This is a genomic window from Hyphobacterium vulgare (assembly GCF_042643335.1).
GTDB lineage: Bacteria > Pseudomonadota > Alphaproteobacteria > Caulobacterales > Maricaulaceae > Hyphobacterium > Hyphobacterium vulgare.
Genome location: NZ_JBHRSV010000001.1, coordinates 135,488 through 157,059, shown reverse-complemented (window position 1 = coordinate 157,059; position 21,572 = coordinate 135,488). Strand labels below are relative to the sequence as shown.

General features: G+C 64.6%; 18 protein-coding genes. 6 read left to right on the top strand and 12 right to left on the bottom strand.

Annotated features, from left to right (window positions below):
* The first annotated feature begins 83 nt into the window (after positions 1-83).
* From ACFOOR_RS00805 to ACFOOR_RS00785, 5 genes are all read left to right on the top strand, one after another.
* Positions 84-977, top strand: coding sequence for a YihY/virulence factor BrkB family protein (locus ACFOOR_RS00805; RefSeq protein WP_343163649.1), 894 nt, complete (start codon positions 84-86; stop codon positions 975-977).
* An 83-nt stretch (positions 978-1,060) separates the two neighbouring features.
* Positions 1,061-1,765, top strand: a complete 705-nt coding sequence (locus ACFOOR_RS00800) for a CoA transferase subunit A (RefSeq protein ID WP_343163650.1) — start codon at positions 1,061-1,063, stop codon at positions 1,763-1,765.
* The gene (locus tag ACFOOR_RS00795; RefSeq protein ID WP_343163651.1) at positions 1,765-2,412 is read left to right on the top strand and encodes a CoA transferase subunit B; all 648 of its coding nucleotides are present in this window, start codon (positions 1,765-1,767) and stop codon (positions 2,410-2,412) included. The genes ACFOOR_RS00800 and ACFOOR_RS00795 overlap by 1 nt, the downstream gene beginning before the upstream one ends.
* 175 nt (positions 2,413-2,587) lie before the next feature.
* The gene (locus tag ACFOOR_RS00790) at positions 2,588-5,683 is read left to right on the top strand and encodes an efflux RND transporter permease subunit (protein WP_343163652.1); all 3,096 of its coding nucleotides are present in this window, start codon (positions 2,588-2,590) and stop codon (positions 5,681-5,683) included.
* 10 nt (positions 5,684-5,693) lie between these two features.
* On the top strand, positions 5,694-6,779 hold the full coding sequence (locus tag ACFOOR_RS00785) for an efflux RND transporter periplasmic adaptor subunit (protein WP_343163653.1): 1,086 nt from the start codon (positions 5,694-5,696) through the stop codon (positions 6,777-6,779).
* On the opposite strand, the gene ACFOOR_RS00780 is transcribed toward ACFOOR_RS00785, so the two are convergent.
* The 3 genes from ACFOOR_RS00780 to ACFOOR_RS00770 are packed head-to-tail and all read right to left on the bottom strand — an operon-like array spanning position 6,780 to position 10,101.
* Entirely contained in the window at positions 6,780-8,165 is a 1,386-nt protein-coding gene (locus tag ACFOOR_RS00780) for an L-serine ammonia-lyase (RefSeq protein WP_343163654.1), read from the bottom strand. It lies immediately after the preceding gene.
* Between the two features lies 1 nt (position 8,166).
* The gene (locus ACFOOR_RS00775; protein ID WP_343163655.1) at positions 8,167-8,433 is read right to left on the bottom strand and encodes an Lrp/AsnC ligand binding domain-containing protein; all 267 of its coding nucleotides are present in this window, start codon (positions 8,431-8,433) and stop codon (positions 8,167-8,169) included.
* 57 nt (positions 8,434-8,490) lie between these two features.
* Positions 8,491-10,101: an AMP-binding protein gene (locus ACFOOR_RS00770; RefSeq protein WP_343163807.1), complete on the bottom strand. Its 1,611-nt coding sequence runs from the start codon at positions 10,099-10,101 to the stop codon at positions 8,491-8,493.
* Between the two features lie 91 nt (positions 10,102-10,192).
* On the opposite strand from ACFOOR_RS00770, the gene pcaF reads away from it, so the two are divergent.
* Positions 10,193-11,377 carry a 3-oxoadipyl-CoA thiolase gene (gene pcaF, locus ACFOOR_RS00765; RefSeq protein WP_343163656.1) on the top strand — a complete coding sequence of 395 codons (1,185 nt, stop codon included), beginning with the start codon at positions 10,193-10,195 and terminating at the stop codon, positions 11,375-11,377.
* Here pcaF and ACFOOR_RS00760 read toward each other — a convergent pair.
* From ACFOOR_RS00760 to ACFOOR_RS00720, 9 genes are all read right to left on the bottom strand, one after another.
* On the bottom strand, positions 11,374-11,766 hold the full coding sequence (locus tag ACFOOR_RS00760; protein ID WP_343163657.1) for a RidA family protein: 393 nt from the start codon (positions 11,764-11,766) through the stop codon (positions 11,374-11,376). The genes pcaF and ACFOOR_RS00760 overlap by 4 nt on opposite strands.
* Positions 11,766-12,935, bottom strand: a complete 1,170-nt coding sequence (locus ACFOOR_RS00755; protein WP_343163658.1) for an acyl-CoA dehydrogenase family protein — start codon at positions 12,933-12,935, stop codon at positions 11,766-11,768. The genes ACFOOR_RS00760 and ACFOOR_RS00755 overlap by 1 nt, the downstream gene beginning before the upstream one ends.
* Positions 12,936-12,937: 2 nt before the next feature.
* Complete coding sequence (locus tag ACFOOR_RS00750) at positions 12,938-13,747, bottom strand: enoyl-CoA hydratase family protein (RefSeq protein ID WP_343163659.1); 810 nt, start codon at positions 13,745-13,747, stop codon at positions 12,938-12,940.
* A gap of 10 nt (positions 13,748-13,757) precedes the next feature.
* On the bottom strand, positions 13,758-14,516 hold the full coding sequence (locus tag ACFOOR_RS00745) for an SDR family NAD(P)-dependent oxidoreductase (protein WP_343163660.1): 759 nt from the start codon (positions 14,514-14,516) through the stop codon (positions 13,758-13,760).
* Positions 14,513-16,798 carry a bifunctional salicylyl-CoA 5-hydroxylase/oxidoreductase gene (locus tag ACFOOR_RS00740; RefSeq protein WP_343163661.1) on the bottom strand — a complete coding sequence of 762 codons (2,286 nt, stop codon included), beginning with the start codon at positions 16,796-16,798 and terminating at the stop codon, positions 14,513-14,515. The genes ACFOOR_RS00745 and ACFOOR_RS00740 overlap by 4 nt, the downstream gene beginning before the upstream one ends.
* Positions 16,799-16,863: 65 nt before the next feature.
* Positions 16,864-18,105 (bottom strand): kynureninase, encoded by a 1,242-nt coding sequence (gene kynU / locus ACFOOR_RS00735; RefSeq protein ID WP_343163662.1) that lies wholly within the window; start codon positions 18,103-18,105, stop codon positions 16,864-16,866.
* Positions 18,105-18,740, bottom strand: a complete 636-nt coding sequence (gene kynB, locus ACFOOR_RS00730) for an arylformamidase (protein WP_343163663.1) — start codon at positions 18,738-18,740, stop codon at positions 18,105-18,107. The genes kynU and kynB overlap by 1 nt, the downstream gene beginning before the upstream one ends.
* On the bottom strand, positions 18,737-19,582 hold the full coding sequence (locus ACFOOR_RS00725) for a tryptophan 2,3-dioxygenase (RefSeq protein WP_343163664.1): 846 nt from the start codon (positions 19,580-19,582) through the stop codon (positions 18,737-18,739). Before ACFOOR_RS00725 ends, kynB begins: the two co-directional genes overlap by 4 nt.
* Before the next feature lie 131 nt (positions 19,583-19,713).
* Entirely contained in the window at positions 19,714-21,528 is a 1,815-nt protein-coding gene (locus ACFOOR_RS00720; protein ID WP_343163665.1) for a M2 family metallopeptidase, read from the bottom strand.
* Between the last annotated feature and the right edge of the window lie 44 nt (positions 21,529-21,572).

Below are 21,572 nucleotides of genomic sequence, written 5' to 3'. Positions count from 1 at the left end.
CGATCAAGCACAAGAAGCGCCAGCCGCCCCCAACGGCTGGCGCTTCGCTTTCCGGACGCCGTCGAATGCGCTAAGCGCAGGCGATGCATCCCGTTCGCCAGGTTTTTCGTCACATTCGCCGGCTGTCGGTCCTGTTCGCACGATTGCCGGTCGTCGGCGTCGTCGTACGGGCCGTACGCCGGACGATGGCGCGCGAGGTCATGCTGTTCGCCGGCGGCGTTTCCTTCTTTACGTTGCTGGCTCTGTTTCCGGCGGTTGCCGCGCTGGCGTCGGTCTATGGCCTGGTCTTTTCGATCGAGGACGCGCAGGCACAGATCGCGCGTCTGGCCGGCGTTCTTCCGGCCTCGGCGCGCAGTTTCGCAACCGAACAGGTCGCGCGGCTGGCCGAGACATCAAGCGCGTCCCTGTCGATCCAGGGCCTGATCGCGCTGACCATCTCCTTCTTTGCCGCCTCGCGCGGCGCGAAAGCGCTGATCGCCGGGTTGAACCAGATTGCGCGGGTGGGCGATCTGCGCAGTATCGTGAAGTTCAACCTGCTCGCGATCGCGGCGGTCATGGCGGGCGGCACACTGCTCGCCGTGGCCAATCTGATCGTGCTGACGATTCCGGTGGTGTTGCGGCCCTTCCTGCAATGGCTCGGGCTGCGCGGCCTAGACACCGGCTATCTCTTCAACGAATGGACCGCCGTGGCCGTGACGATGATCGCGGCGCTGATCCTGCTCTACCGTTACACGATGCGCCGGGCGGGTGAGGTCAGCTGGAACGCTTCGGTCTTCGCGGCACTCACATCGACGCTGATCTGGATGCTGATCTCGGCGAGCTTTTCCTATTACGTACAGACGGTTGTTCATCCCAGCGCCTATGGGTCGCTCGGCGCGCTGATCGTGTTCCTGTTGTGGATCTACTGGGCGTCCTACGCGGTTTTCTTCGGCGGGGCGCTGGCGATCGAGATCGACCTGAAGCGCGAGCATGGCTGAAGCCGGCCTCTGGTTTTCGCAGTGCAACGCGATATAACGCAGCGCAACACATCCGAACCGCCAACGGGCCGAAGAGGACGTTCATGAAGAAGCTTTACCCCGATGCCGCAACCGCTCTCGACGGGCTGCTGTTCGACGGCATGACGATCATGGCCGGCGGGTTCGGCCTGTGCGGCATTCCCGAGAATGCGATCGAGGCGATCCTCAAATCCGGCGTGAAGGATCTGACGATCATCTCGAACAATTGCGGCGTTGACGGCTTTGGTCTTGGCAAGCTGCTCGATGCCAAGCGCATCAGGAAGATGCTGTCCTCCTATGTCGGCGAGAACAAGGAATTCGAGCGCCAATTCCTCTCGGGCGAGCTTGAACTCGAATTCAATCCCCAGGGCACGCTGGCCGAGCGCATCCGCGCCGGCGGGGCGGGCATTCCGGCCTTCTTCGTGAAGACCGGCGTGGGCACGCTGGTCGCCGAGGGCAAGGAAGAGCGCGAATTCAATGGCGAGCGCTACATCATGGAAACCGGCCTGACGGCGGATCTGTCGATCGTGAAGGCCTGGAAGGCCGACCCGCAAGGCAATCTGATCTACCGCAAGACCGCGCGGAACTTCAATCCGATGATGGCGACGGCCGGCAAGGTGACCGTCGCCGAGGTCGAGGAGATCGTGGAACTGGGCGCGCTCGACCCGGACAGCATCCACACGCCCGGCATTTTCGTGCAGCGCGTCGTGCAGGGGTCGTTCGAGAAGCGCATCGAACAGCGCACCGTGCGTCAGAAGGAGAGTGCGTAATGGCCTGGAGCCGTGAAGACATGGCGCGCCGCGCCGCGCAGGAACTGGAAGACGGCTTCTACGTCAATCTGGGCATCGGCATTCCGACGCTGGTCGCGAATTTCATCGATGAAGGCATCGATGTGACGCTGCAGTCGGAGAATGGCATGCTCGGCATGGGGCCGTTTCCCTTTGAGGGCGAGGAAGACCCAGACCTGATCAATGCCGGCAAGCAGACGATCACCGAACTGCGCCGCACGAGCTATTTCTCGTCGGCCGACAGTTTCGGCATGATCCGCGGCGGGCATATCGACCTGTCCATCCTGGGTGCGATGGAAGTTTCCGAAACCGGCGACATCGCCAACTGGATGATCCCCGGCAAGATGGTGAAGGGGATGGGCGGCGCGATGGATCTGGTCGCCGGTGTGAAGCGTGTCGTCGTGGTCATGGACCACACCTCGAAATCCGGTGAGCCGAAATTGCTGAAACAATGCTCGCTGCCGCTCACCGGTACGGGTGTGGTCGATCTGATCATCACCACGATGGGCGTGTTCGAAGTCACCCCGGGCGGTCTGGTCCTGAAGGAACTGGCGCCGGATGTGACACTCGACGAGATCAAGGCATCGACGGAGGCGGCATTCACCGTGTCGGATGCCCTCGCGGCCTGACGCCAGAAAACACGACCGGGTTTCACAAGCCGCGCCGGTTCTTCCGGCGCGGCTTTTTGCTGCGCCAACCCGACCGGCTCACGCCGCCGTGAGGCGCGTGAACCAAGTGTAATCCCGCCGTATAGCTGCGGCGAGGCGCCGCACCTCACCAAGACGGTGAGGGAGATCCAGATCCATGTTCCTGACACGCTTCGCGCTCAAGAATCCTGTCGCGGTGCTGATCGCCGTTCTGCTGATCGGCGTTGTCGGCGCACTCGCTTTCACACGCCTGCCGCTGCAGCTGTTCCCGGACACCAGCCAGCCGCAGCTCTTCGTGATGACCGGGTGGCGCAGCGCCTCTCCCCAGGAATTGGAATCGGAAATCGTCGAGCCGATGGAGCAGGCCCTGACCGGCATTTCCGGGCTTGAGGAAATGCGGGTCAACATCAATCAGGGCTTTTCCTTCATCGCCCTGACCTTCGCCAACGGCACCGATATGGACCAGGCCTATATCGAGGTCGTCGGCCGCATGAACCAGCTGCCGCCGATGCCGCTCGATGCCTTCGGGCCGAATGTGGTCAACGGCGCCGCCGGCGGGTCCGGTGACATGCTGATCTATTATTTCATCCAGCTTTTGCCGGACAATCCCAATGAGGTCGACGACTTCGCCGATTTCGCGTCGAACGTCGTCGTGCCGCGCCTTTCTTCCCTGCCAGGAGTCGCCAATGCCCAGATCAACTGGGGGCTGAGAAACCGCGAATTCCAGATCATCCTCGACCCGTACGAGGCGGCCGCCCTTGGAGTTTCGATTCCGGAGATCGCCGCGGCACTGAATGGCAATCGCGACATTTCCGGCGGCAATGCGACGGTCGGACGGCGGTCTTTCGTGATCAATTACGAGGGCCAGTACGATCCGCGTGAGTTGCGCGAACTGGTAATCGACTGGCGTGATGGCAGGCCGGTCCGTCTCGGCGATGTGGCGTCGGTCGGGATCGGGCTGGGTGAACGCCAGGGCTTTGCCTTCCAGAACGGCAATCCGGCGATCGGCATCGCGGTGAGCCGTCAGAACGGCGCCAACGTGCTGTCGACGCTCGAAGCGGTGCGGGCCGAAGTGGAACGGCTAAACGCGAACGAGGCAGCAGAGCTGGGCCTGACATTGCAACCGTCCTTCGACTCCTCGGTCTTCATCAACCGGGCGATCAACCTGTTGCGGACCAATCTGCTGTTCGGCGTCGTTCTGGCGATCGGGGGGCTTTGGCTGTTCCTGCGCCGCGCAAGGGCAACCGCGATCATCGCGCTGGCCATCCCGATCTGCCTGCTGGCGACGCTCATCGTGTTGTTTGTGCTGGGCCGCTCGCTGAACGTGATTTCGCTTGCGGGTCTCGCCTTCGCGACCGGCATGGTGCTCGACGCCGCGATCGTCGTGATGGAAAACATCGTGCGACGGCGGGAGGCAGGGGAGAGTCCGGACACCGCATCCGAACGAGGAGCCGGGCAGGTCTGGGGGGCGCTGTTCGCATCGACCACGACGACCGTCGCGATCTTCCTGCCGATCATTTTCCTGGATGATGCCGAGGGCCAGCTTTTTGCCGACCTGGCGATCACGATCGCGGTCGGGGTCGGCCTGTCCATGATCGTCGCGGTGACCATCCTGCCGGTCGCGGCCGCAAAATGGGTCCGGTCGGGCGGGCTGGAGTCGCGGCAGCCGCTTTTATCAAAGCTGGCGGATTTCATCATGTTCGCGAGCGACCGGCCTGCGCGCCGCTATGGTCTGATCGCCGGGCTGATCGCGATCCCGCTCGGCCTTAGCTGGGTGATGCTGCCCAATCTCGATTATCTGCCGCCGGTCAAGCGCGATGCGATCGATGCCTTCTTTCTGCTGCCGCCCGGATCCGACGGCGAATGGGTGCGCGAGGAGGTGGTGCAACCGGTCATGGACCGGCTGGCGCCGTACATGAATGGCGAGCGCGAACCGGCGCTGCGCAACTATTATATCGGCGGGCAGGGCGGGAATTTCGCGACGCTCGGCGTTCGCCCGCGGGACATTGCCGATGTCCGCGAACTGGAACGCATCGTCCGCGACGAGATCGTTCAGGGCATTCCGGACGTCCAGGCCTTCGCCGCCCGCGGTGACCTGTTCGGCAATTTCGGCGGCGGCGGCAATGTCCAGGTGAACATTCAATCCGCCGAAGCCGGGCCGCTTGCGGTTGCGGCGCAGGAAGGCATGCGCCTGCTGCGTGAGCGGTTTCCGACGTCGAACATCAACGCCAATCCCTCGCCGCAGGCGACCCAGCCAAGTTACTCGATCATTCCCAATGACCGCCGCATCCAGGAAGTGAACTGGACCCGCGCCGGTGTCGCCAGTGTTGTCTCGGCCATGGGTGACGGGCTGTTCGTCGGCGAGTATTTCGACGGCGACCGGCGGCTGAACATGATCCTGCGCTCCGATGGCTGGCGATCGGCGCAGGAACTGGAAGGCATGCCGGTGACGACCCCATCCGGCGCGGTCCTGCCGCTTGGTGATCTCGTCGACATCGAGGAAACGCTGACGCCTTCGGGTCTGCAGCGTCTTGATGGGCGGCGGACCATTTCGCTCTTCATGTCGCAGCCCGAAGACATGACGCTGCAGGAAGTCCTCGCGGTGATTCAGGACGAAATCGAACCCCAGCTTCGTGCGGCCCTGCCGGTGGACGGGTCGATTACCTATGGCGGCGCGGCCGATGCGCTGAATCGGGCGATCGCGACGATGACGCAGAACTTCCTGTTCGCGCTGTTCATCCTGTTTCTGATCCTTGCCGGTCTGTTCCGGTCGATCCGCGATGCGGGATTGGTGCTGGTGACGATACCGCTGGCCACTGTGGGCGGCGTGGCTGTGTTGCGAATTCTCGACATGGTCATGCAGGCGAGCACGCAAACACGGCAACCGCTCGATCTGCTCACGATGATGGGGTTCATCATCCTGCTAGGCTTGGTGATCAACAACGCCATCCTGCTGGTCGACCAGACGCGTCAGGGAGAGCGCGAGGGCCTCGAACGCCGAGACGCGGTCGATCAGGCGCTGCGTCTACGGATGCGTCCGATCTTCATGTCGACGCTGACCAGCATTCTCGGCATGACGCCGCTGCTGATCTTCCCCGGAGCGGGCAGCGAGATCTATCGCGGGTTGGCGGCGGCGATCGTCGGCGGCATGGCCGTATCGATGATCTTCACCCTCTTCCTTCTGCCGAGCCTGCTCAGGATTGGCGAAACCCGTCAGCTGTCCGTCGCCCTCAATCCGCAACCGGCGGAATAGGAGCCCTTCGATGAAACGCTTTTTCATTCCTCTGGCCGCTCTCCTGGCGTTCGCGACGGGCGGTTTCCAGCAAGCGGGCGGACCGCCGCCGGCAAATGTGCGGATCGCAACAGCCGAAATGCGCGAAATGGCGCGGCAGATCGAGAGCCCGGCCAGCGTCTACAGCCGCAATGATGCGCAGATCGCGTCCGAAGCATCGGGCCGTGTGGTCGATGTGGCGGAAGCCGGTGACTGGGTCGAGGCCGGTGAACCGGTGGCACAGCTGGACGACCGCATGGCGCGGCTGGCGCTGGACGAAGCCCGGTCACGTTATGCGCGGACATCCGAGAACGCAGCCTATCAGGAAGGCGAACTGGAGCGCTGGACGCAGCTGGTCGAGAACGGCACTGCGGCGGCGAACCGGCTTCGAGAAGTGCAGCTGGCCCGCAACCTGGCGGTTCAGGAGAACACCGAGGCCCGCAGTGCGGTGGAAAGGGCGCGGCTTGATCTGGACCGGACGCGGGTGCTCGCTCCGTTCGGCGGCCGCGTGACGGAACGTCTGATCGAAGTGGGCGAGTATGCCAATCCGGGCAGTCAGATCGTGCGCCTGGTCGACACCCGGCGAATTGAAGCGCGCGCGCAGGTCCCGGTTTCGGTCGCGCCGTTCCTCAGCGAGGGGCAGACGATCCGCGTCAGTGACGGCACGAATGACGTCGACGCGCCGATCCGGGCGCTGATTCCGGTCGGCGATTCCGTGACCCGGACCTTCGAGGTGCGGATCGACCTTTCGGATTCGCCCTGGCTGATCGGCACCGCCGTCCGGGCTTCATTTCCGACCGAAACACCAGCGACGCTCGTCGCGGTTCCCCAGGACGCGCTGGTATTGCGCAATGAAGGCAGTTTCGTGTGGGTCGTTTCCGAGGACAACACGGCGCGACGCGTACTGGTGCGCAGCGGCGCGCAGGACGGTGACTGGATCGGTGTCTCGGGCGAGATCGAGGCGGGGGACCGCGTTGTGGTCCGCGGTGCGGAGAATCTTCGCGACGGTCAGCCGCTCAACATCCTCGAAGACACGGAGAACACGGCGTCGAACGCTGTCACCAGCAATGCCGGGTGATCAGCACATCGGGACGTTGACCGCGAGACCGCCGGTCGAGGTTTCCTTGTACTTGTCCGACATGTCCTTTGCCACGTCGGCCATCGTCCGGATGACCTGATCGAGTGAGACCTTGTGCTCGCCATCGCCCTTGAGCGCGAGGCGGGCAGCGTCGATCGCCTTGATGGCGCCGATCGCGTTGCGCTCGATGCAGGGAATCTGGACCAGGCCGCCGACCGGGTCGCAGGTCAGGCCGAGATTATGCTCCATTCCGATCTCTGCGGCATTTTCGATCTGCCGGTTGCTGCCGCCCAGAGCGGCAGCCAGTCCGCCTGCAGCCATTGAACAGGCAACGCCAACTTCGCCCTGGCAGCCGGCTTCGGCGCCGGAGATCGAGGCATTCTTCTTGTAGAGCGCGCCGATGGCCGCCGCCGTCAGGAAGAAGCGCAGCAGCGCATCAGGATCATCGTCGCGGCGGTGATGGCGGTCGAAGTATCGCGCGACAGCCGGAATGATGCCTGCCGCGCCATTGGTCGGCGCGGTCACGACGCGGCCTCCTGCGGCATTCTCTTCGTTCACGGCCATGGCCCAGAGATTGATCCAGTCCATCGCGGTAAGCGGATCGATTTCGGCCTTCTCCGGATTGTCGAGAAGATCGCGATGTATTGATGGCGCCCGGCGCCGGACATTGAGTCCGCCCGGGAGGATGCCGGTCTGTCGCAGGCCGCGGTCGATGCAGGTCTCCATTGCCCGCCAGATGCGGTTCACCCCGTCCCGGACTTCCTGCTCATCGCGGAAGGCCGTCTCGTTGGCCATCATCAATTCCGGAATGGTGAGGCCGTGGCGTTCGCACTGAGCCAGCAATTCATCGCCGGTATTGAAGGGAAAGGGCTCGCCGTCATGGTCGCCGGAGACGGCTGAATTGCGACCGGCCTCGGCTTCGTCGATCACGAAGCCGCCGCCGATCGAATACCAGATTTCCTCGCGCAGCACGTCGCCTTCGGAGTCGAGTGCGCGGAATTTCATGCCGTTGGAATGGAAGGGCAGCCGGGTTTCGCCCTTCATCCGGACATCGGATTGCGGATCGAGGTAAACCTCCTTTACACCCAGTAATTTGATGCGCTTTTTTTCGCGTGCAGCTTGAAGCCGATATTCGGCATCATCGGGGTCGAGCGTGTCGGGTTTCGCCCCTTCAAGCCCAAGGATGACAGCCTTGTCCGTGCCGTGTCCGGCACCGGTCAGGGCCAGAGAGCCGTAAAGCTCGGCCTGAACGGTGTCGACCTTGCCGATCCCGAATTCCTCGTCGACGCGAACGAGAAAGGCGCGCGCGGCAATCATCGGCCCGACGGTGTGCGAGCTTGACGGGCCAATCCCGATCTTGAAGAGGTCGAAAACGCCGAAATGCATGTCAGCCTTCACCCAGGCCGTGGTCGCGCGTGAACGCGTTGAAGCAGAGAATGGTCTGCGTGTCCTTGATGCCTGGAATGGTCTGGACTTTCTGGTTCACGAAGCGGCCGATATCGGCGTCGGTATCGACCGAGAAATGCGCCAGCAGGTCAAAGGCGCCCGAAATCGAATGCACCTGACGCGCTTCCTCGACCTGGTCGACCAGCGCCGCGGCGACATCATAGGTCTGCCCCAGCTCGCATTTGATGAAGACGAAGAATTGCCGCATCGCACCACTCCCGATTGGTTGGCTGCACCCTAGAGCGCGCCGCGTCCGCGTGCCAGATCAGGCCTCACCCTCGCGCAGGCGGAAGCGCTGGATCTTTCCGGTCTGGGTCTTGGGCAGGGCTTCGGTAAAAACGATGCGGCGCGGATACTTGAACGGCGCAATGGTGCGCTTCACGAAGGCCTGGATATCAGCGGTGAGGGCGTCGTCGCCCCTGTGACCTTCCTTCAGAACGATATGGGCCGTCACGACACTGCCGCGTTCGGCACAAGGCGTGCCGACGACAGCACATTCCATCACCGCATCGTGCATGAGCAGCGCCTGTTCCACTTCCGGTCCGGCGATATTGTAGCCGGACGAGACGATCAGGTCGTCATTGCGCGCGACATACCAGAAGTAGCCGTCGCCATCGCGGCGGTAGAGGTCGCCGGTGATGTTCCAGCCGTCCTGGACGTAGGATTTCTGCCGGTCGTCATCGAGATAGAGACAGCCCGTGGGGCCGCGCACGGCGAGGCGACCGATCTCGCCGTCGGGAACCGGACCGCCGTCGTCGCCGATCACCTTCGCCTCGTAGCCCGGAACCGGCTTGCCGGTGGCACCGGGGCGGATCTGCGAGCCCGACGCGGAAATGAAGATGTGGATCATTTCGGTCGCACCGATCCCGTCGATCAGCGAAATGCCGGTCGCCACCTTCCACGCCTGCCAGGTTGCGGCGGGCAGGTGTTCGCCGGCGGAGACGCCGCCCTTGAGCGACGAGAGGTCGAACCGGTCCTTGAGACCCAGCATGGCGCGGTAGCCGGTCGGAGCGGTGAAGGTGTGGGTGACCCGGAAGCGCTCGATCGTCTCGCACAGCGCGTCGAAGCCGGGCTTGGAGGGCAGGGCGACGGCCGCGCCGAAGCGCGCCGGGAACACCACGAAGGCGCCGAGGCCGAAGGTGAAGGCGAAGGGCGGCGTGCCGGCATAGATGTCGCCCGGCTTCGGATGAAGAAGATGCTTCGCGAATGTGTCGGCCATCGCCAGCACATTGCGGTGGAAGTGCGCGCACGCCTTGGGCTGGCCGGTCGTGCCGGAGGTGAAGGCGATCAGCGCGATATCGTCCGCCGCGGTGTCGCAATTCTCGAACGTGGCGGGTTTGCGCGCGGTGAGGGCGCCCAGCATCTTGCCCTCGCCCCATTCGACCACGTCGGTGAGCGGCGTGTCGGCCTTGGCCGTGGCGTGAACCGGTTCGGCCAGCCGCGCATCGCACAGGGCGAGCCGGATACCAGCCTTGGTGACGACCTTGGTCAGTTCCGCCTCGCGCAGGAGCGGCATGGTCGCGACAACGATGCCGCCGGCCTTCAGGATGGCATACCAGGCGATGACCATGTCGGCGCTGTTCGGCCCGTGCAGCAGCACGCGGTTTCCGGGCTGCAGCCCCAGATCGTCGACCAGCGCGTGCGCCATGCGGTTCGCGGCGGCCAGAAGCTGGGCATAGGTGAGGGATTTCTCGGCGGAATGGATCGCGATCCGGTCGCCATGCCCCTTCGCGACGGCGCGGTCGAGCAGTTCGGCGGCGGCGTTCAGGCGATCCGGGTATTGGACGTCGGGCGTGGTGAAGATCAGGTCCGGCCAGTCGGACTCTTCGGGCAGCGCTTCGCGCGCGCTCGTGTCGACATAGCCCGAGGGCTGCATCGGCATGGCATATCTCCCCTTGGTGCGGCGGCGCTTCTTGTGGTGGTGTGACGCCGTCCGGATTCGCACTGTCTAGCACGGGAAGCCGCCAATGACCGAAGCCTTCATTCTGGACGGCGTCCGCACGCCGATCGGCCGCTATGGCGGTGCGCTATCGAGCGTACGCCCCGACGATCTCGCCGCGCAGGCGATGACGGCGCTTCTGGCGCGTCAGCCGGGTCTCGATCCCGCCTCGATCGACGAGGTTATCCTCGGCTGCGCCAACCAGGCCGGCGAGGACAACCGCAATGTCGCGCGCATGGCGCTGCTGGTGGCGGGCCTGCCGCAGAACGTGCCGGGCGTGACTGTGAACCGGCTCTGCGCCTCCGGCCTCGAAGCCGTGGCGCAGGCGGCGCGGGCGGTGAAGACAGGCGAGGCGAGCCGTGTGATCGCCGGGGGCGTCGAAAGCATGTCGCGCGCGCCCTTCGTGATGGGCAAGGCGGAAGCCGCCTTTGACCGCCGCGCGGAAATCTTCGACACGACGATTGGCTGGCGTTTCGTCAATCCGAAACTCGAGGCGATCTACGGCACCGACGCGATGGGGGAGACGGCGGAAAACCTCGCCGAGGAATTCGGTATTTCGCGGGAGGATCAGGACGCGTTTGCGCTGCGATCCCAGCGCCTTGCCGGCGCTTCTGAATCCAGATTGGCGGATCAGATCGTAGCCGTTCCGGTGCCGCAGCGGCGCGGCGATCCCGTATCGGTGACGAAGGACGAGCATCCGCGTCCGGACGCGTCGCCGGACGATCTCGCCAAGCTGAAGCCGGCCTTTCGCAAGGGCGGCAGCGTTACGGCGGGCAATGCCTCGGGCGTGAATGATGGCGCGGCGGCACTGCTGATCGGAGGCGAAACCGCTGGCGAACCGCTGGCGCGGATCGTGTCCTTCGCCACGGCGGGGGTCGCGCCGCGCACGATGGGGATCGGCCCGGTCCCGGCAAGCGAGAAGGCACTGAAGCTGGCGGGCCTCAGCCTCGACCAGATCGACGCGATCGAACTCAATGAGGCCTTTGCCGCACAGGTGCTCGCCTGCACGCGGAGCTGGGGCATTGCCGACGACGATCCGCGCCTCAACGCCTGGGGCGGGGCGATCGCGCTCGGCCATCCGCTCGGCATGAGCGGTGCGCGATTGGCGCTGACGGCGGCGCACCGGTTGAAGGCGGAGCAGGGGCGCTACGCCCTCGTCACACTCTGCGTCGGCGTCGGGCAGGGCGCGGCGATGGTGCTGGAGGGGGCCTAACCCGGCAGGACCGCCGTCGTTTCGATCTCGATCTTCGCGCGGGGTTCGATGAGGCCCGCGACGATGACGAAGGCCATGACGGGATAGTTGCGGCCCATCAGCTCCTTCCAGATCGCGCCCATCTGTTTGCCCGCCGCGAGATATTCGTCGCGGTCGGTGATGTAGCCGGTCATGCGGACGACGTGTTCGGGGCCGGCCCCAGCCTCCGTCAGGACGGCGAGCGTGTTCTTCAGCACCTGGCGGAATTGTTCGGCGAAATCGTCGGAGACGATGGTCTCGGTCTCGTCCCAGCCGATCTGACCGGCAACGAAGATCTGCCGGCCGAACACGGCGGCGCCATTGGAATACCCCTTGGGGCGCGGCCAGCCTTCGGGTTGAAGTATCTGCATCAGCTTTCTCCCAGAACCTGCCGGGCTATAACGATTTTCTGGACTTCGGATGCGCCTTCATAGATGCGCAGGGCGCGGATTTCCCGGTAGAGCGCTTCGGGCACCGACCCGACTGTGACGCCAAGCCCGCCGAAGATCTGCACCGCCTTGTCGATCGTGTGCTGCGCCGTCTCGGTGGCGTGCAGCTTCGCCATCGCCGCTTCGCGCGTGACGCGCGGCGCGCCGCCATCCTTGGCCCAGGCCGCGCGGTAGATGAGGAGGGCGGACGCGTCGATGTCGAGCGCCATTTCCGCGATCTGCGACTGCACGATCTGCAGGTCCGATAGCGTACCGCCAAACAGCTTGCGGCTGGTGGCGCGGTACTTTGCCTCGTCCATCGCGCGGCGCGCGAAGCCCAGCGCGGCGGCGGCGACGGTCGAGCGGAAGACATCTAGCGTGCCCATCGCGTATTTGAAACCGCTGCCCGCCTGGCCGATCAGCGCGGTTTCCGGTACGCGGCAGGCGTCGAATTTCATCGTGGCAAGCGGGTGGGGCGCGATGGTCTCGATCCGCGCCTCGACGGTCAGGCCTGGCGTGTCGGCGGGGACAAGGAAGGCGGAGATGCCGCGCGCACCTTTGGCTTCGCCGGTCCGGGCGAAGACGGTGTAGAAGCCGGCAATCCCGCCGTTTGAAATGAAGGTCTTGCGGCCGTCGAGGACATAGCTGGCGCCGTCTTTCCGCGCCGTCATCGCCAGCGCGGCGACGTCCGATCCGGCTTCCGGTTCGGTCAGGGCGAAGGCGGCAGCGGTTTCGCCTGATGCGACGCGCGGCAGCCAGGTCGATTTCAGCGCCTCGCTGCCGAACAGTGACAGCGTACCCGATCCGAGCCCCTGCATCGCAAAGACGAAATCGGCGAGGCCCGAGCGGTAGGCGAGGCTTTCACGGACGAGGCAGAGCGAGCGGACGTCCAGCGTCTCGCTGACCCCGCCATAGGCCGACGGCACGGCGTGGGCGGCGATGCCGGTCTGGCCGAGGCCGGTCAGGATGTCGCGGCATTCGTCGTCGATATCCCCGTGATGGAGGAAGCCGTCCCCGGCGAATTTTCCGACCGCCCAAGTGCGAACGTCTCTGGCGAGAACGCGGTGGCGGTCTTCGAAAAAGGGCCAGTCGAGGAAGCTGTCGTCCGCCATGTTCAATTGCCCTCGAAGACCGGCTTTTCCTTCTTCACGAAGGCGCGGTAGGCGCGGCGGAAATCCTCGGTCTGCATGCAGATCGCCTGGGCCTGGGCCTCGGCCTCGATGGCCTGGTGAAGTCCCATGTCCCATTCCGCGTTGAGCTGGTTCTTGGTCATGGCGTTGGCGAAGTTCGGCCCGGCGGCGATACGAGCCGCGAGATCGTTGGCGGTGGTCATCAGCTCGCCCTGCGGCACAACACGGTTCCAGAACCCCCACGCCTCGCCTTCTTCCGCGCTCATCGTGCGGCCGAGGAAGAGGAGTTCGCTGGCCCGGCCCTGACCGATGATGCGGGGCAGGATCGCGCAGGCTCCCATGTCGCAGCCGGCGAGCCCGACCCGGTTGAACAGGAAGGCGGTCTTGGTTTCCGGCGTGGCGACGCGCAGATCGGACGCCATGGCAAGGATCGCCCCGGCACCGACGCAGACTCCGTCCGCTGCCGTGATGACGGGCTGCGGGCAATCGCGGATTGCCTTCACGAGGTCGCCCGTCATGCGCGTGAAGACGAGGAGGCCCGGCATGTCCATTTCGGTCAGCGGGCCGATGATCTCGTGCACATCGCCGCCGGAACAGAAATTCCCGCCTTCGCCGGTCAGGATCACCGCCTTCACTTCGGGCCGGTAGACGAGCGCCCGGAAGGTGTCGCGCAGCTCTCCATAGCTGTCGAAAGTCAGCGGGTTCTTCCGCTCGGGCCGGTTGAGCGTGACCGTGGCCACGCCCTCGTCGAAATCCCAGCGGAAGTGTTCGGGGGCGAAGGTTTCCGGGTTCATCATTGCAGCCTTATGGCGCGCCGCCGTCGAGGGAGATGGCCTTGCCGTTCACCGTGAAGCTGTTCGGATGGCAGAGCCAGAAGACGCATTCGGCGACTTCCTCGACCTGGATCAGGCGCTTCTGCGGGTTCATCCCCGCCAGCTCAGCGATGGCCTGTTCGCGCGTGCGGCCGGTGTTCGACATGATCGTATTGATCGCGTTCTCCGCCATGTCGGTCTCGACATAGGCGGGGCAGACGGCGTTTACGGTCACTTTCGTCTGGCCCCATTCGGCGGCGAGCGCCTTGGTCATGCCGACGACGGCATGCTTCGAGGCGCAGTAGTGCGAGATGTAGGGTCCGCCGCGAAGGCCCGCCACGCTGGCGATGTTCACGACGCGGCCATAGTCGCCGCCCATCAGATCCTTGAGCGCCGCCTTGGTGCAGTGGAAGACGCCGTCGACATTGACGTTCTGGATGCGGCGGAACTCGTCATAGTCGAGCTTGTGGAAGGGGCGTCCCGAGGCGATGCCGGCATTATTGACGAGGATGTCGATCTTGCCGCCCGCGCTGGCCTTGGCGAAGGCGGCGGCGACGCTCGCTTGATCGGTGACGTCGCACTGGATGGCGGTCGCGCCGTCGATTTCCGCGGCGGCCTTTTCCAGACGCTCCAGATTGCGGCCCATCAGGACGGTGGACGCGCCGTCGGCGGCAAGACGCTTGGCCGTGGCGAGACCGATGCCCGTGCCGCCCCCGGTGATGACCGCGCGGCGGCCCTTGAGAACACTCATACCTTCAACTCCCCCATTTCTGCGGCGCGTTCGAGATTGCGCGCCAACTGGCTGATACCGGCTCGGTACTGTTTGGGGACGTTCGCCCCACGATACTGAAGTTCCGCCGCCGCCCGCAGCGTCCAGTTAGGATCGGCGAGATGCGGGCGCGCCAGCGCGACAAGGTCGGCGCGGCCGGCTGCGAGGATCGAATTGACGTGGTCCGGTTCGTAGATATTGCCGACCGCCATCGTGGCGCAGTGCAGCGTGTTGCGGACCTGATCGGAGAAGGGCGTCTGGAACATGCGGCCATAGACGGGTTTGGCCAGCGGTGTGGTCTGACCCGCCGAAACGTCGATCAGGTCGGCGCCGGCGGCGATGAAGGCTTCGGCGATCTTCACCGTCTCGTCGGGCGTGATGCCATCCTCGCCGATCCAGTCGGTCGCCGACAAGCGCACGGCCATCGGCTTGTCGGCCGGCCAGGCGGCGCGCATCGCGGAGAAGACTTCGAGCGGGAAGCGCAGCCGGTTTTCGAGACTGCCGCCATATTCGTCCGTCCGCTTGTTCGACACCGGGGTGATGAAGGAGGACAAGAGATAGCCGTGCGCGGCGTGCAGTTCGATCATGTCGAAGCCGCAAGCAAGGGCACGCTTCGTGGCAGCGACGAAATCATCGCGCACCTGGTCCATGTCGGCGCGGGTCATCTCGCGCGGCAGCGGGTGGGTCGAATCCCACGGGACAGGCGAGGGGGCGATGGTCTGCCAGCCGCCAGAGGCCAGGGGCTGGTTGTCGCCCTCCCATGACAGTTTCGTCGATCCCTTGCGGCCGGCATGGGCCAGCTGGATGGCGAGCTTCGCGCCGGAGCGGGTGTGGACGAATTCGACGATGCGCGTCCAGGCATCGGCCTGCTCGTCATTCCACAGCCCGGTACAGCCCGGTGTGATGCGGCCCGTGGGGCTGACATCCGTCATTTCGGTATAGACGAGACCCGCCCCGCCCAGCGCGCGAGCGCCGAGATGGACGAGGTGGAAGTCGTTCGGCACGCCGTTCCCGGCCGAGTACATGCACATCGGCGAAACCACGACGCGGTTCATCAACTCCATGTTCCGGATGCGAAAGGGCGCGAACATGGGCGGCCGCTGATCGGCGCCTGCCTTGGCGGCGAACCAGTTCTCGACCTTGCCGAGCCATTGCGGGTCGCGCAGGCGGAGGTTTTCGTGGCTGACGCGCTGAGAGCGGGTCAGCAGGGCATAGGCGAACTGGATCGGCTCGAAATGCGTGTAGCGCGGGAGGTTCTCGAACCATTCCGTCGAGTTCCGCGCCGCGCTCTGCAGCTTCAGGACTTCGACCTTCCGCGTCTCCTGATAATCGTGCAGCGCCTCAGCCAGCGGGCGTTCCGACTGCGTCAGCGCATCGGCCAGCATGATCGCGTCCTCGAAGGCGAGCTTGGTGCCCGATCCGATCGAGAAGTGCGCGGTATGGGCGGCATCGCCGAGCAGGACGATTTTGTCCTTGATCCAGGTTTCGCACAGCACGCGGCGGAAATTGAGCCAGGCGCTGCCGCGCAGATGCTTCGCATTGCTCATCAGCGCGTTGCCGTCCAGCCATTCCGCGAACAGGGCTTCGCAGGCGCGGCAGGTGGCGTCCTGGTCCATCGTGTCGAAGCCGAGGCCGCGCCACGTCTCTTCCGAACACTCCACGATGAAGGTCGAGAGGTCATTGTCGAAGCGATAGGCATGGGCCCAGACCCAGCCGTGCGGCGTCTCGACGAAGGCGAAGGTGAAGGCGTCGAACACCTTCTTCGTGCCGAGCCAGACAAATTTGTTGGCGCGCAGGTCGATGTCCGGCTTGAAGACGTCCCTGTGGGCTTCGCGGATGCGGGAATTGATGCCGTCGCTGGCGACGATCATATCGTAGTCGGCAAGGCCTTCGAGCGACGGATCGATCTCGCTTTCGAATTTCAGGCCGACGCCGAGTTCGCGTGCCCGGTCCTGCAACAGGTTCAGAAGCCGCATCCGGCCGATGCCGGAAAAGCCGTGCCCGCCGGAGCGTTCTTCCGTGCCCCGGAAATAGACGGCGATGTCGTCCCAATGCGCGAGGCTGTCGGCGATGACCGCGGCGCTTTCGGGATCGTTGGCGCGCAGATTGTCCATCGTCTGGTCGGAGAAGACGACGCCCCAGCCGAAGGTGTCGTCCGGCGCATTGCGTTCGAAGACGTCGACCGTGCAGGACGGATCGCGCAGCTTCATCGAGATCGCGAAATAGAGGCCGGCCGGGCCCCCGCCGATGCAGGCGATCTTCATGCGGCTTTTGTCCTCCCCAGGACCGATTCCGATTTGTCAGATGCGAGACTAGACGCGGGATGTCCTCACGTCACGGCGGCGCGCTGTGCGTATTTGTCATCGCGCCATTCACCGCTTTGCATCACGTCGCATAGGACATGCACCGCACGCCAGACGTCCTCATGGCTGTTGTAGAGCGGGGCGAAGCCGAAGCGCAAAATGTCTGGTGCGCGGAAATCGCCGATCACGCCGCGCGCGATGATGGCCTGCATGATCGCGTAGCCATCAGGGTGGTGGAAGGACACCTGGCTGCCGCGCTCGGCCGGGTCCGCCGGGCAGGCGAGGGTGAAGCCGAAATCCGCACAACGCTCGGCCATCAGTGCGATGAAGAGGTCACCCAGCGCAGACGACTTGGCGCGCAGATCCGCCATGTCGGCGTCCAGCATCACGTCGAGGCCGCATTCGAGCGCGGCCATGCCGAGAATGCCGGGCGTGCCGCACTGGAAGCGGTCGATGCCCGGAGCCGGGCGATAGGCGTCGTCGAAGTCGAACGGTGCGGCATGGCCGAGCCAGCCCGACAGCGCCGGGAAGACCGCTTCGTGATGGCGCTTGGCTGCAAACAGGAAGGCAGGCGCGCCCGGTCCGCCATTGAGGTATTTGTAGCCGCACCCGACCGCGAAATCGGCCTTCGCGCTGTTCAGGTCGACCGGCAGCGCGCCGGCGCTGTGCGACAAATCCCAGATCACCGGGATGCCTTTTTTGTGGGCAGCAGCGGTCACGCCCGCCATGTCGCGCATCCGGCCGGTCTTGTAGTGGACATGGGTGAGGAGCAGGGCGGCAACGGTCGCGTCGAGCGCGCCGATTATGTCCTTGCCATCGACGAGGCGGGTCTCGATCCGGCCGCCCGAGAGGACCGACAGGCCCTGCATCATGTAGACGTCAGTCGGGAAATTCCCGCGTTCCGAGAGCAGGATGGTGCGCTCCGGATTCAGTTGAAGACAGGCCGAAAGAACCTTGAAAACGTTGATGGAAGTTGAGTCTGCCGCTACGACTTCATCATCGCTCGCGCCAATCAGTTTCGCGATCTTCGCACCCACCCGCCGAGGCGCGTTGATCCAGTCCGCCGTGTTCCATGACCGGATCAGGTCACGGCCCCACTCTTCGCGCACGACGGTTTCGAGGCGTGCCGGCGTCGCCTTCGGCAGACAGCCCAGCGAATTGCCATCGAGATAGATGACGTCTTCGGGCAGTTCGAAACGGCCGCGAAACCCGGCGAGCGGATCATCGCGGTCCATTTCGCGAATGTCGTCGAGCGTCAGATTGCTCATCAAAGGCTCCGCAGGATGGCGCGCATCGGAGCGGCGTCCGCGCCGGCGATCTTGAGCGGCAGGGCGATCAGTTCGTAATCGCCCTCGGGAACATCGTCGAGGACGAGTCCTTCGAGGATGCGCATGCCGGCGCGGCGCACCGCGTGGTGTGCGTTGAGCGTCTTGGAGGTTTCCTTGTCCATCGAGGCGCTGTCGATCCCGACCAGTTTCACGCCTGCGGCTGCGAGCAACTCCACGGTTTCCGGGGCGACGGCCGTGAAGCCGGAATCCCAGATTTCGTGGGGAAAGGCGTCATAGGTCCGGAACAGGATGCGGGTCTGTCGAGCAAGCTTCGCCGCGTCGAAGTCGGCGGGTTTCACCGTCCCTCTGGCGTGACGGACATCAAGAACCCGGCAGGGGCCGATATAGGGCGCGAGATCGACCGCCTCGATCGCTGCTCCGTCCGGGTCGTAGTGCAGCGGGGCATCGCCATGCGCGCCGGAATGGGTTGAGAGCGTCAGTTTCGAGACATTGACCGGGCAGTCGCCCTCCAGCGCCCAGGTCCGCTCGATGGCGAAGGCGGTGTCGCCGGGCCAGACCGGCAGGCCGGGCCGCAGGGTTTGCGAGATGTCCCAGATGCGGCGGGTTTCGCTCACAGCTTGGTCCGCACCGTCCAGAGTTCCGGGAAGAAGCGCAGGTCGAGCGCCTTGACGAGATAGCCGACGCCGCTCGACCCCCCCGTGCCACGGCGGTAGCCAATGATGCGCTCTACCGTCTTCATGTGATTGAAGCGCCATTGCTGGAAGCGATGTTCGAGATCGACCAGCTTCTCCGCGAGTTCGTATAGCGCCCAGTGCTTCTCCGTGTTCCGGTAGACTTCCGCCCACGCATCCTCCACGGCTTGCGAGGGCAGATACGGTGTGGACCAGTCGCGCTCGGTTGCGTCTTTCGGGAGATCGAAGCCGGCTTTCGCGAGGATTTGAAGCGTCACGTCATAGAGGCTCGGCGCGTTGAGTGCGGCAACGACCTCGGCGTGGACCGGCGTGTTTTCATGCACGCGGGCGAGGTCGGCGTTCTTGTTGCCCAGCTTGTATTCCAGCATCCGGTATTGCGCCGACTGGAAGCCGGACGACTGGCCGAGCTTGTCGCGGAAACGCAGATAGTCGGCCGGCGTCATTGTCGCGAGGATCGACCACGACTGGGTCAGTTGCTCCTGGATCCGGGCGATGCGCGCAATCATCTTGAAGGCCGGGCCGGTATCGCCCGCCTTGATGCAGGCGATGGCCCCATCCAGTTCATGCAGGCAGAGTTTCAGCCACAGCTCGCTGGCCTGATGAATCACGATGAACATGAGCTCGTCATGCTCATCGGTCAGCGGGTTCTGGGCCGACAGGATCCGGTCCAGCGCGAGATAGCGTCCGTAGGACAGTCCGCCTTCAGGAGCCCAGTGAATGTCCTCGCCGGTCAGGTCGACCGAGGTGTGAATCTTGTCGGCCATGCAAACTCCGATCGAACTGGTCGTCCGGTCCCGGTCTATCGCCGCGCAGGCGTTGGCGGCAAGCCCTGCATGCGGACATGAAAGGGGCGGCCCGATGCCGGACCGCCCCGATTCAGACGCTGGTGAAGGAACTACCAGCCGCAGGTGCGGCCTTCATTCTCCTCCTCGAGATAGGTCATCAGCGGTTGGAAGTAGGCGATGATCGCCGAACCATCCATCTCGCGGGTGCCCGTGAAGGCTTCGAGCGCATCCGGCCAGGGCTCCGAGGCGCCCATTTCCAGCATTGCATTGAGACGCGCGCCCACTTCGGCATTGCCGTAGACCGAACAGCGGTGCAGCGGACCTTCCCAGCCCGCCATCTCGCAGGCCGCCTGGTGGAACTGGTATTGCAGGATGTGGGCGAGGAAGTATCGCAGATAGGGCACGTTGTTCGGAATGTGATACTTCGCGCCCGGATCGAAGGCGTTGTCCGGCCGGTCGACCGGCGGGGTCACGCCCTGGATCCGTTCCCGCAGCTCCCACCAGGATTCATTGTACTCGTCCGGTGTGGTCTCGCCGCGGAAGATCTGCCAGCGCCACTGATCCATCAGATAGCCGAACGGCAGGAAGGCGATCTTGTCGAGCGCCTGTTCCATGAGGAGGCCGGTATCGGCGGACGCGTCCGGCACCTGGCTTTCATCGAGCACGCCGATCTGAACCAGGTAGTCCGGCGTGATCGACAGGGCGATGAAGTCACCGATCGCTTCGTGGAAGCCGTCATGGGCGCCGGTCTGGAACAGCGTGTCCTGATGGCGGTATGCTCGCTGATAGTAATTGTGGCCCAGCTCGTGGTGTACGGTCCGGAAATCGTCCGCATTGATCGAGATGCACATCTTGATGCGGATGTCTTCCTGCGAGTCGAGGTCCCAGGCCGAGGCGTGGCAGACCACGTCGCGGTCTTCCGGGCGCGTGAAGAGAGAGCGTTCCCAGAACGTGTCCGGCAATTCTTCGAGGCCGAGCGAGGAGAAGAAGCCTTCGCCGGTTTCGACCATGCGGCGGGCGTCATAGCCCTGATCAACGAGGAGGGCGGTCAGGTCATACTGCTCGCCAGCCCCTTCCGGTGCGACGATGTCGTAGATGCCACTCCAGCCCTGGGCCCACATATTGCCGAGAATGTCGGCGCGGATCGGGCCGGTTTCCGGCTGGACGTCATCGCCGTATTCCTCGTTCAGCTCGGCGCGCACATAGCAGTGCAACTGTTCGTAGAGCGGCGAGACCTGGCCCCAGAGGCGCTCGACCTCGGCTTCCATCTCGTCGGCCGGCATGTCGTAATTCGACAGCCACATCTCGGCGAGATTGTCGAAGCCAAGCTCGCGCGCGCCCTGATTGGTGATTTCCACCATGCGGGCGTAATCGGACGCCATCTGGTCGGGATCGATCGCGGCGCGCCAGTCATTCCAGATATTGGCGAGGAATTCCGGATTGCGCTCGGTGCGCATCAGGACTTCCAGCTCGTTGAGCGGAACGGTCTCGCCGTCCACGTCGATCGTGCCGGTCGAATAGGCCGAGCTCATGCGTGTCGTGATCGAGGCGAGTTCCGTCGCGGCATCATCGCCCGACGGGGCGGGCAGGGTGATTCCGGCCGTCAGCGCGGTCATCTTGCGGCGCAGATCCTCCGGCAGCTCGATCGCGGCAAAGGGCGCTGTCCCGTTGGCCAGGCGAACCGCCATTTCAGTGCCCTCGGCGCCGACGCGCTCGACGAGGCGTTCGGTGTCGAAGGTGATGAAATTCTCGTACACCCAGTAAACGCGCGAGGCGTACTCGTTGTACTCGGCGAGCTCGGCTTCGGCTTCGCTCAGAAAGGCGCGGGCGTCATCGACCGTCGGCGTGTCACCGTCGGTCTGGGCCTGTGCCGCTGTCGCGGTCATCAGGGCGGCCACTGCCGCGCTGTAGAACCATTTTTGCATTGTCATCCTCCCATGGCGCCGTCTGGTCGTGATCCGGCGCGGAT

What these genes read in the sequence shown, in the direction of transcription:
- ACFOOR_RS00800 (WP_343163650.1), top strand. Translation starts at nt 1,061, where the DNA reads ATGAAGAAGCTTTACCCCGATGCCGCAACCGCTCTCGACGGGCTGCTG.
- ACFOOR_RS00770 (WP_343163807.1), bottom strand. Translation starts at nt 10,101, where the DNA reads ATGCAGCCCTCGGGCTATGTCGACACGAGCGCGCGCGAAGCGCTGCCC.
- ACFOOR_RS00720 (WP_343163665.1), bottom strand. Translation starts at nt 21,528, where the DNA reads ATGCAAAAATGGTTCTACAGCGCGGCAGTGGCCGCCCTGATGACCGCG.
- ACFOOR_RS00750 (WP_343163659.1), bottom strand. Translation starts at nt 13,747, where the DNA reads ATGAACCCGGAAACCTTCGCCCCCGAACACTTCCGCTGGGATTTCGAC.
- kynU (WP_343163662.1), bottom strand. Translation starts at nt 18,105, where the DNA reads ATGAGCAATCTGACGCTCGACGACATTCGCGAAATGGACCGCGATGAT.
- ACFOOR_RS00780 (WP_343163654.1), bottom strand. Translation starts at nt 8,165, where the DNA reads ATGCATTTCGGCGTTTTCGACCTCTTCAAGATCGGGATTGGCCCGTCA.
- pcaF (WP_343163656.1), top strand. Translation starts at nt 10,193, where the DNA reads ATGACCGAAGCCTTCATTCTGGACGGCGTCCGCACGCCGATCGGCCGC.
- ACFOOR_RS00795 (WP_343163651.1), top strand. Translation starts at nt 1,765, where the DNA reads ATGGCCTGGAGCCGTGAAGACATGGCGCGCCGCGCCGCGCAGGAACTG.
- ACFOOR_RS00725 (WP_343163664.1), bottom strand. Translation starts at nt 19,582, where the DNA reads ATGGCCGACAAGATTCACACCTCGGTCGACCTGACCGGCGAGGACATT.
- ACFOOR_RS00790 (WP_343163652.1), top strand. Translation starts at nt 2,588, where the DNA reads ATGTTCCTGACACGCTTCGCGCTCAAGAATCCTGTCGCGGTGCTGATC.
- ACFOOR_RS00745 (WP_343163660.1), bottom strand. Translation starts at nt 14,516, where the DNA reads ATGAGTGTTCTCAAGGGCCGCCGCGCGGTCATCACCGGGGGCGGCACG.
- ACFOOR_RS00760 (WP_343163657.1), bottom strand. Translation starts at nt 11,766, where the DNA reads ATGCAGATACTTCAACCCGAAGGCTGGCCGCGCCCCAAGGGGTATTCC.
- ACFOOR_RS00755 (WP_343163658.1), bottom strand. Translation starts at nt 12,935, where the DNA reads ATGGCGGACGACAGCTTCCTCGACTGGCCCTTTTTCGAAGACCGCCAC.
- ACFOOR_RS00775 (WP_343163655.1), bottom strand. Translation starts at nt 8,433, where the DNA reads ATGCGGCAATTCTTCGTCTTCATCAAATGCGAGCTGGGGCAGACCTAT.
- ACFOOR_RS00785 (WP_343163653.1), top strand. Translation starts at nt 5,694, where the DNA reads ATGAAACGCTTTTTCATTCCTCTGGCCGCTCTCCTGGCGTTCGCGACG.
- ACFOOR_RS00740 (WP_343163661.1), bottom strand. Translation starts at nt 16,798, where the DNA reads ATGAAGATCGCCTGCATCGGCGGGGGCCCGGCCGGCCTCTATTTCGCG.
- ACFOOR_RS00805 (WP_343163649.1), top strand. Translation starts at nt 84, where the DNA reads ATGCATCCCGTTCGCCAGGTTTTTCGTCACATTCGCCGGCTGTCGGTC.